The following is a 10,023-nucleotide window of genomic DNA, read 5'->3' on the forward strand; positions in this document are numbered from 1 at the left end:
ACTCCTTACTTTAAATTTTCTTGATAACGGCTTGATCCAAAGGTGTTGGATCTATAGTTGCTTCAGGAATCCTTCCAGATGTATACCCCCCAGGCAGCCAAAAATTATTTGCGCCCGCCTCATTACCAGATGGCATACGTAACCCAGTTGGATTAGATATGTCAATTCTTACAGGTGCGTCACCTAGATCTCCTTTCGACAATCCTAACATTTTCTCAATTGTGCGCACATCACCGCCAGATCGGCTAATTACATCATCAGCCACTGATTTAGGCATAACAAAATGCCCACCTGGTGGTCCGATTTCAGAATATGCAGGATTGACACCCCATGCGATTTTTGAAACTCCATCTTCAAATTGACTTAGGTGAGATTTAATTTTATCAGAATCTAAGTAAGTAACAGGATCAGGGAATTTTTCTGGTTTCGCAATTCCTTTTGTAGCTTTGTATGCACGAGCAGCCTGTTTTACTGAAGAGAATGCGCCTTTAGTTTTCCTTTGAAAATCATTCCACGCGTTCTTACAACTCAACCCCCACGGATCCACCCACCCCAGCGCATTCGGCGCATACTGGTAAAGGTTAATCCCGCCCGCCAGCCCTATCGGATCCTGCTGGGTGAACCGTCCGCTGTCCGGATCATAATAACGAAACAGATTGTAGTGCAGTCCGGTTTCCCGGTCCAGGTACTGGCCCTGCATACGCAGATTCTGCTGAACGACCGGCATCCGCTGGCTGGACTCGCGCAGCAGCTTGCCCCACGGGCTGTTGATGCCTTCCCAGGCTTTTTGCCCTTCAGCGTCAGTCAGCAGCTCCGGCATCCCGTTAGCCGCATTATGGAACCAGTAAATCTCAGGGCTTTCTACGCCATCAATACGCGCCAGCGGTTCATAGCTCTGGCTGTCGCTGTAAAAGTAGGTCAGCGGAGTGCCGTCGTGGATCTCCTGCAGCAGACGGTAACCTTCCCAGACAAAGCATGTCGTTACGGCGTTCCCCGACGGCCTGCCCTGTAACAGCTGCTGGCTGGTTTTACTGATACGGCGTCCCAGCGGATCGTAACGGAAACTCACCTTAGTGCGCGGCTTATTACGGTCCCGCGGCTCGCTGATGACGTCCATAAGGCGATGCTCACCATCGTAACGGTAGCGCCAGCGGGTCTGTCCGTCATCTTTCTCAGTGGTGCGGCCATGAATATCGTACTGCCAGCGGATACCGTTCAGTTCAGTGACACGGTTGTGCATAACGTGGGCGGCAGTATGGCGATCCAGCGGGTTGCCTGCGCCATCCCAGCGCCACTGTTCATTACCCGGCTGCGCACCGTCCTGAGACAACAGCCGGCCGGCGTTATCGTAGTTCCATAATGTCTGGCTGAACGGATTATCGTCACGCTCTTCACGGATCAGGTTGTTGCCGTAATCGAAGTCGCGCCGACGGGACCAGACGCGCGGTGCAGGACGCTGCGAGTCACCCCTGAACACGTCACGGCGGCGCAGTCTGCCTAACCGATCATATTCACTGCGCATGGTCAGGCCGCCCTGCGTCCGGCTCAGTTCCCGGTGCAGCGTGTCACGGGTAAAATCCGTGACCGGCAGGTTGTCTAATGCGATGCTCAGTAAATGGCCGCTGCCGTAGTAAAGCTGCCTGAGATTACGACCATCCGGCAGTGTTAAGGCTGTGCAGTTACCCAGCGCGTCATACTCCCACGCCAGTTCTCCCTGCTCTCCCTGTTCAGCAACGATGCGGCCCAGCGCATCATATTTAAAGGTGATCTCCTGCTCGGCCTGCTGGCTCCACTCAGTGTCAGACAGCGGCAGATGCTGCGACACCTTACCCAGCTGGCCGCCACCGCTGTAGTGATAGCGCGTCTGGCCCTCCGGCGTGGTCCGCGCCAGCAGTTGTCCCGCACGGCTCCAGTGATAGCGATGGGTGATGGACTGAGGATGCCCGGCGGCAAAGGTACGTGATACCGTGCGGCCCGCTGCATCATAATCATATCGCGTGGCAACGCCATCCAGCCCGACCTGAGCCAGCAACAGAGAATCTGCGCCCCACTCGAACTGATACTGCTCGCCGTTCTCGTTTTGCAGCGCCGTCAACCGGCCACGGCTGTCCCAGCTTCGCTGAACCGTCTCACCCTCTGCATTGCGGTTGGCAATCAATCGCCCGACGTTGTCGTAACGGAATTCACTGCGCTTGCCATCAGCCGATTCATAGGCCAGCGGCAGTCCGTTTTCACTCCAGTGCAACCGCTCTTCCCATCCTTCTGCACGTTCCAGCTGAAGAGGACGGCCTGCTGCGTCATAGTGATAACGGGTTTCTTCACCATCCGGCGCGATGACACAACTGAGCCAGCCCAGCGGATGATAACGGTAGCGCGTGGTCAGCCCTGAGCACTCGGTTTCACGGATAACCTGGCCGGCATCGTTAAACTCCCGGCGGTAGCTGTTACCCGCTGCGTCGATCTCCTCGACAACCAGTCCGAATTCATCCCGTTTATAGAGCGTGCTTTGCCCGAGCGCATCAACAACGCGCTCAAGGCCATGATGGGGATCGTAATAGTACTTCGTGGTGGAACCGTCTGCTCCGGCAACCACTGTCGGCAGCGAACGGTGGGACAGCCATTGCACAGCCTGCACACCGCCGTCAGCATCTTTCTCTTCAATGCGGTTGCCCAGATCGTCATAGGTGAAGCTCACCGCGTTGCCCAGCGGATCGATGCGGCGCGTCAGGAGTTCGTTTTCATCCCACTCATAACGCCACTTCTCGCCCCGCTCGTCGATAAAACAGGTGATGAGGCACGCGGCATTCCAGTGGTGTTCGCGCTGCTGGCCGTCATAGGTCGACACGCGCGTGATGCCCGCCTCGAGATCGTAATGCATGTGGCAGCCATCACCGGTATTGGTGCGGTTCTCTACCACGCGCCAGTGATCCAGCTTCTGCCAGCGATATTCGCTTTCCAGCCCGCCGGGCAGCTGATGCCAGACCATTAACCCGTCGTCGTTGTACCTGAAACGCCGCGACACAACGCCAGCGGCATCAGTAACGCTGGCAAGCTGGCCCTGCTCAGTGTATGTCCAGCGCGTCAGAGGCCAGTGCTGATCGCCATCAAAATGGCTGGCTGATGTCGGGTGCCGCGCGTGATGTTTGTCGTCGTAGTGCAGCGTAACGTCAATCGCCAGCGGCGCGTCATGAATACGCACCAGACGAGCCTGTTCATCCCAGCCCATCTCCAGCGCATTACCGTACTCGTCGCTGAGTGAAGCCAGACGCAGCACCTGCGGATCAGCAGCCGTGCGTCGGTATAGACGCCAGACCGCACCGTCGTCATCGGCAATGGCGATATCGCCTGACTCGTTGCGCCGCACCATCAACCCTTCGCTGATGCTGTAGAGCACCTCTTTTTCACCGGGCACGTCAAAGCTTAGTTCGCGTCCGTTGTCATCAAACCAGGTCGCCCGATTGCCTTCCAGCGTCAGGTAACTGTCAAACACCGTGGCCCAGCCCTGACCAAACAGGCCGGCACGCTGAGTCAGGCTGTTATAGCTGCGCTGAAAACTAAGCGGGAAACGTCCGGGAAGGGAAAAATCGCGCTCGGCATCATCATTCAGGACTTTGACGCCGGTCGCCGCATGAACCGGGAACAGCGACGAGAAAGCCGCGTTGATGGCCATGTCCGCTGCCATACCGCCCACGGCACCGGCCAGCGCGCAGGGCATGTTTTTGAGGATCTGACTGGGGCGACCACGGATCAGAGAAAGGCCGATCATCATCACAGCCAGGCCTGGCACCTTGCCGCTTTTGATCTCTCTGACCGTGACCGTTTCACCACCAATGATGACATTGGGGGAGACGTCGTCACTCACGGTGGCATCACAGGTGGTTTTATCCTTTGCGCGCACCGCAGGCTGGCCATTGATAAAGACACTTTTCGATCCCTGCGCCAGATATTGCGGTGCACTGTGTTTTTCACAGGCCACTTTGTCCTGCTCCAGCGGAGAGGTACCCGCATCGGCGGAGGCGACCGTAGGTTGCCACATTGCACTGCCAAACTGGCCCACCGCAGAGAGCAGCATGCCGCCATAATCCGCGAAGCTCTTCGGCGATTGCGGTTCCGGTGGCGGTGTCTCGCCGGGCGTGAGCATACCGGCCGCGCGCACGGCTAAAAGACCATTTACGTAAACGTTGTCTGAACCGCTGGATATCACACCGGCGGGTGACGGCGGGAATATCATGTTTCCCAGCCCATCGGCCGCTTTGCTGATCTCCTGTGACAGACCCACGGCATTGGCCAGTATACCGCCAAGAATACCGCTGAGCAGGCAACTGTTACCCACGGCAGCGACACTCGCCGCTGCCGCCCCTGTACCCAGCAGGGGCGCGGCCGAGACGATAGCAGCACCCACTGCGGCACCAATGACGGCATACGCCGCACCTTCTGCCACAATGCTGGTGATATCAGCAAAAATGCTGGAGTGAATGATCTCATCGCCCACGCGGGCCGCAGGATTATCCATAAGTTATGCTTTCCGTGGCGTGTTCAGAGTCAGGCTTTGTTTAAAAGCACTCCAGCGCTGTCCGTCTTCTTCATTGAATGGACGCATCGCGGAGAGCGTAAAAATCATTAAGGTGTTCGAGTCCGGCACCTGCGTAGCCAGCTGTTTCTGCCACACGGCCTGCCCGTTACGGTCAAACATAGTTTCAACTTCAATTGCGTGTAGGGTGTTATCTACACCCGCCGTCACGCGTACAAACTCACTCTGCTGGATGTGACCCATCTGACTCCGCAACGTGTCCCACTGACGCTGGAATTCTTTTTCCGCATCACTGCCCTCAGAAATAACACCACGGCTTACAACCCATGCCAGCCCACTGGCTTCGTCGCGGAGAATATTCATGGTGGTGTCCTGCCAGGCAGCAGGAAAAAGCGCAAAGGCGCCCTCATTGAATTGGTAATTCATAATAGATTTCCATATGGGGAAAGTAAAAACGGGATGTTATTAACAGCAGAGGAATTAACTATTTATTTTCATCATAATTGGGTGCGATACCAGTATGTGTTTCAACTAATCTGAATTTCTCGACCCAGCCATTAACCTGGTTTCCGTCATTGGCCACATACATTACGCTGTAATACTTTCCATATTCGACGTAAGCATATAATTCATTGCCAGGCACCACAAAAACATCTTTTTCTGCACAACGGCTATCAGGCGCAGAATAAAACTGCAGCCGTCCTGACCCGCCAACCTTGTAGACATTATCTGTATTGTCGAAACGCACGCCTTTTGCGTTGGCAGAATCACTCAACATCGGGCATGCGTTATTGGCAAGCACGGTCAGAGGCAATGAAAAAACTATTAAAGATAAAAATTTAACCATAACTACTCTGCCATTTTTAACAATAATGATCACATCAGAGATATAACATAATTCAATTCCGCGCAACATATCACGCAGAACCCCTTTCAATCATCCGTATTAATCGTCATCATAATATGACTGACTTTTTTATGCTCTAACTGAAATGACATGCGTTTGTGATCAGCGTCATAATATAACCAGTGCTGGTTATCACTGTCATCCACTGTGCCCTGACCATATTTACTGACCAGCACATCCTGACTGTCACCAATTTCTACACCTCTGGCTGTTTTGATTGCAGGCGTATTGATGGTGATCTGTGCAATGAGATAGCTATTGATATCACGCTGTTTTTTTTGCCAAAACAAGTTGGCAGTGTAGATTTCAAAACCATCATATTTATGCTGATAGTACTTATAGCTGGTGTCACCGACGGGCGCGTCGCCAACGAAGTTTTCACTTATCTGCACGCCCACCTGTTTCTGAATCTCACTGTTCCAATCGTCACCTAAAGTTAAACCGTGATGATTTATTATTACCTGAAAGTCAGAGCTTTTTAGTTCATTACTGGAATCATCAGCCATTACATAACAAGGATAAAAATAAAAAACAACTGAAAGCAGCGCGCATAATTGAAAATTACGTTTATTAATGAAACATACCATTTTATAAAATTCCATTTAAAAATAATGTGCAAACATCATGTGTGACAGTGCGCACACATGGCGCACCATCCCACAGAAACTTTATTACTCGGAAATATTTATCCACTTTCCGTCTTCAGATAGTACGATTTTGTCATTAACAACAACTGTAAGATTACTAATTACATTGTTGATAATATAAGTTGCATCATGATTACGGAATTTATAACTCAGCACCGTGCAGGAAGCCTGACCACAATCACTTTTCATAGCCTTTCCTCTTAACTTGACAACCGCGCCATCTGATTTTCTTACACCTTCATAACTGACGTCATTACACTCCGAATCAGTAGTGCAAAGCGACGCTATCCTAATCCTGAACTTCTGCGTCTCGAAAACTTTCTCGCCGTTTTTTTGAACTTCTTTTTTATTTATAGCCGAAATAGCTGACTGTTTTTTATCGAAACGCTTCGCCCAGATCGCAATATCTTCCTGCATTTTGTTAGTTGCACGGTCATTACTTATATAATTTATTTTATTATCTACAGGCAGTATCCATGCAGCATAGACTTTACCGTCAGGCTGTATAACAAATGCTGAAGCCTGCTCAAGGTAAAGATCTTTTAACCAGCCCTCAACGAATATACCACCGTTCGCTGTTATATGAGGCTCACCAAAAACATCAAAGTTCTGGCTAAAGTCATTGTACTCGCTGCCTAAAACAGATTTTAAACTTGAAACGACTTCCTGGTCATTAAAAATAGTCGAAACATTACCCAGAACATCATACTGAGAGTAAGTCGATTGCGTATCAGAGGCTGTTGCAAAACCTGTTAAGCTACCAATAAAAAAAACCCAAAAAAACAACTTAATAAATAAACTCACTTTATTCACCTGAAAACTTCAAAAATTCAGCAGCTTCATTGGTATAGCGCTTTGTCAAAACGGTGGAATAATGATTCCACCAGTTATATTAAACACCGTTTTTAACCGTAGTGCTTGAACAATATATTTACTTGTCATAATTCAAACCTGCGCTGAAAAGGTCGACTCAGGCCATAGCTGAACTCAGGGCCTTGCCTGCACGTACGAAATTTTAGTTGCTTCAGGTCTCACCGGGATTGAAAGCATAGCTATTTAGCAGAACGGAAAAGTCGCTATCATTAAGAGTTGGAAAGTATAAGTTCGTGCTGGGTTCGGCCCTTGCAATGCAAGATAAAAAAATGAGGGCAGACACAAATATAAGACCATCAAAAAAACTACATTTGTTAAATTTTATCGAGATTAGCAAAAAAAATAAGAAAAAACTTTCGGTTACTCACTAATAAATTGCAATTTAACTTACTGAATATAAATTCAAATTTAAATTCTACGTGCGGGGAGGAGATAAAAAACCACCTCCCCGAGAAATATCATATTATTAATTAAGTTTATACATATTATTCAATCCGCAGGAAAATCCTCGTATTTGAACAATAAAAATTATCATTCCCACTTACCACTTTGCTCTACAAGTGTTTTATTCCCCTGCACTACCTTTAACGCAAGCGGATTAAATCGCACAATATAGTCTACACCGTTATTTTTAAAAATCATTCCGTCGGCTTTATTTAAATTAACAGGCTGCGTGGTCTTACCTTCAAGAATGATTTGTTTTCCATCTTTATTTCTCAGGCCAAAGTATTTAACTTTATCACATACAGTATAAAACCCTCCACAACCATTCACTAAAGTAATGGTGAAATCAGATGTCGAAAAAACCTTCATGTCTGATTTTAAATTCTCCTGATTTACTTCTTTATCGAGCGTATAATTTTTAGGCGCATAGAACTCACCATTCTCAGGATCTTTAATTAACTTCCATATAACTTTATTATCTTTAATTTCTAAACTTGCTTTACCTTTTACCCCACCAAAAGCAGAATCAAAATCAATCAAAGCATTATTTCCGTTTGCAACACCTTTGAGGTTTTTTTGTTCATTATCAGGGCAATCTATTTTATTACCGCTTCTGGTAACATAGCAATAACTACCCATTATGTTATTATTTTGCTGTTTTAACTTTAATGTTAACGTTGAGTATAATGACCCGTTATCATTTTTTTCTTGCCCACTCCATTGACCGGTAAAATCGTCTGAAGCAAACAAGGATGATGAAGATATTGACAACAGCACCGCTAAGCTAAATCCAACTTTGTTCATTTCATTAACCTTTAAAATCCAGACAATCATTAACCCTATTAATCCAGCCGGTAAGATTGGGTAAGTTTTTAGGATCAGATATAGTGAGGTTAGTATAATATTGCTTTCTGATTTCAGCAATGCTATCGGTTAGTTTACCTGAATCTTCGACACTATTCATAGCTGAAATTGTATCAGGTCCAATGACACCATCAACATTTAAACTTTTTCCATATTGACTATTTAAGAGCTTTTGAATCTGTTTTCCTGCCCCACCAGATGTAATGCTCCAGTCATAGGACATCAAAGCTAACTTAGGATCTTTTATGTCATTAAAACCACTTGGATCCCAATATCTTTTCTTGTAAATAATCTCAGCCTGTTCTGGAGTGATTTTTTTAAGATTTTCTAGCGTCGGCTCAACACCCAGATCCTCTTTTGAATATTTTTTCCATGTATTCCAGGCAATACCATGGTTTGTTGGACCGCCTTTATCAGATGCGCGATTTGCATAGCCTCCTTCATGTTTTAATATTATTGGAGAAATGGTTGAAAAATTGTCACCATTTTTTGGTGCAACCGCCCCTTTCGCCGGTGCCGCCGCAGCCTTTGGTGCAGCGGGCGCGGCCTTTGGTGCAGCGGGCGCGGCCTGGCCTTTTTGCTTCGGCGGGAACAGGTTCTCCACCGCCTGACTGATGTTCTGTTTATGACTGGAGCCCGGTGCGCTAGTGCCTGGCTTCGCACCATCTGTGTTCAGGTTCAGTTTGCCGCCAGAGGTGGTGATATGACCATCGCCCTGCACGAAAATATTGAAGCCTTTACCCACAATATTAATCTGGCCATTCGCATTGAGTTCGATAGCGCTCTCTCCGCATTCAAGGCGAAGTTTAGTGCCCGAACCCACAACATAGGTATCGACTACCGCATCAAGCTTGCCTTTACCGGTCAGCCGCTCTTCGCCCCCTTTTACGCCGTGGACGCGGTTGGTTTCGACCCGATACAACTCATTGCCGCCCGCATAATGGCTGTGATTGTTGGCGACGGAATGGCTGGCGTCATTTTTAACATGGGTATCCATGTTCTTCTGCGCCTGGATCCACAGGTGTTCCTCACCCGCCTTATCCTCAAACCTCAGCGCGTTCGCCGTATCCGCCGTGCCATCCTTCGACCGGCTTAAAAAGCCCATCTGCGTCGCCGCCGCCGGCAGCGCCCACGGCGGCATGCTTGCCTCGTTATACACGCGGCCGATAATCAGCGGACGGTCCGGATCGCCGTTGATGAAGTCCACCACCACTTCGTCGTTAACGCGCGGGATCTGCACCCCGCCGAACCCCTGACCCGCCCAGGCGCTGGAGACGCGCACCCAGCAGGAGCTGGTGTCGTCGCCCTTCGCCAGACGGTCCCAGTGAAACTTCACCTTCACCCGGCCGTAGCGATCGGTCCAGATCGACTCGCCTTTCGGCCCCACCACCTTCGCGGTCTGCGGGCCGTGTGTTTTCGGCCACGGCGTCGTGGGCGGCGTGCGGTACGTCACCGACGACGGCAGCACCGTGAAGCTGATGTTGTGACGGCTCTCGCCGGTGTCGCCGCTGGCGTAACTGTTCTCGGCGAAGTCATAGGTGGCCGAGGTCACCAGATATTCGCCGTTGTCGCTGAAGTGCGGCGCGTTGATGATGGCAAAGGTGAAGCCCGGCGCGATGCCGGTGGCGGTGCCCGACCCGCTGACGCTGTGGTGCTCGGCCTGCCACACCTCCTGACGGATGCGCGCGTAGGACTCGCCGTGGCTGTGGTCGACAAAGTGGCCCGGCCAGTCGTAGACGTCCACCGAGCCCGGCACC

7 protein-coding genes are annotated in these 10,023 nt (G+C 49.8%); all 7 read right to left on the reverse strand.

The features are described 5' to 3' along the window. Positions 1-10: 10 nt before the first annotated feature. Entirely contained in the window at positions 11-4,513 is a 4,503-nt protein-coding gene (locus NP77_RS13270) for an RHS repeat-associated core domain-containing protein (protein ID WP_039660439.1), read from the reverse strand. Positions 4,514-4,516: 3 nt separating this feature from the next. After that, positions 4,517-4,957, reverse strand: a complete 441-nt coding sequence (locus NP77_RS13275; RefSeq protein WP_039660441.1) for a DcrB-related protein — start codon at positions 4,955-4,957, stop codon at positions 4,517-4,519. A gap of 58 nt (positions 4,958-5,015) precedes the next feature. Then, positions 5,016-5,447, reverse strand: a complete 432-nt coding sequence (locus NP77_RS13280; RefSeq protein ID WP_231572327.1) for a hypothetical protein — start codon at positions 5,445-5,447, stop codon at positions 5,016-5,018. Between the two features lie 17 nt (positions 5,448-5,464). Next, entirely contained in the window at positions 5,465-5,944 is a 480-nt protein-coding gene (locus tag NP77_RS13285; protein WP_231572328.1) for a hypothetical protein, read from the reverse strand. 165 nt (positions 5,945-6,109) lie between these two features. Next, the gene (locus NP77_RS13290) at positions 6,110-6,889 is read right to left on the reverse strand and encodes a hypothetical protein (protein WP_039660445.1); all 780 of its coding nucleotides are present in this window, start codon (positions 6,887-6,889) and stop codon (positions 6,110-6,112) included. 600 nt (positions 6,890-7,489) lie between these two features. Then, positions 7,490-8,206 (reverse strand): hypothetical protein, encoded by a 717-nt coding sequence (locus NP77_RS23860; protein WP_039660505.1) that lies wholly within the window; start codon positions 8,204-8,206, stop codon positions 7,490-7,492. Positions 8,207-8,210: 4 nt separating this feature from the next. Then, the coding region (tssI, locus tag NP77_RS13300) for a type VI secretion system tip protein TssI/VgrG (protein WP_039660446.1) at positions 8,211-10,023 on the reverse strand (1,813 nt) is incomplete at its 5' end.

The sequence above is a fragment of the Pantoea sp. MBLJ3 genome (assembly GCF_000816655.1).
GTDB lineage: Bacteria > Pseudomonadota > Gammaproteobacteria > Enterobacterales > Enterobacteriaceae > Pantoea > Pantoea eucalypti.

Excerpts from the sequence above, each read along its gene's own strand:
- NP77_RS13275 (WP_039660441.1), bottom strand. The coding sequence starts at position 4,957 with ATGAATTACCAATTCAATGAGGGCGCCTTTGCGCTTTTTCCTGCTGCC.
- NP77_RS13270 (WP_039660439.1), bottom strand. The coding sequence starts at position 4,513 with ATGGATAATCCTGCGGCCCGCGTGGGCGATGAGATCATTCACTCCAGC.
- NP77_RS13280 (WP_231572327.1), bottom strand. The coding sequence starts at position 5,447 with ATGTTGCGCGGAATTGAATTATGTTATATCTCTGATGTGATCATTATT.
- NP77_RS23860 (WP_039660505.1), bottom strand. The coding sequence starts at position 8,206 with ATGAACAAAGTTGGATTTAGCTTAGCGGTGCTGTTGTCAATATCTTCA.
- NP77_RS13285 (WP_231572328.1), bottom strand. The coding sequence starts at position 5,944 with ATGGCTGATGATTCCAGTAATGAACTAAAAAGCTCTGACTTTCAGGTA.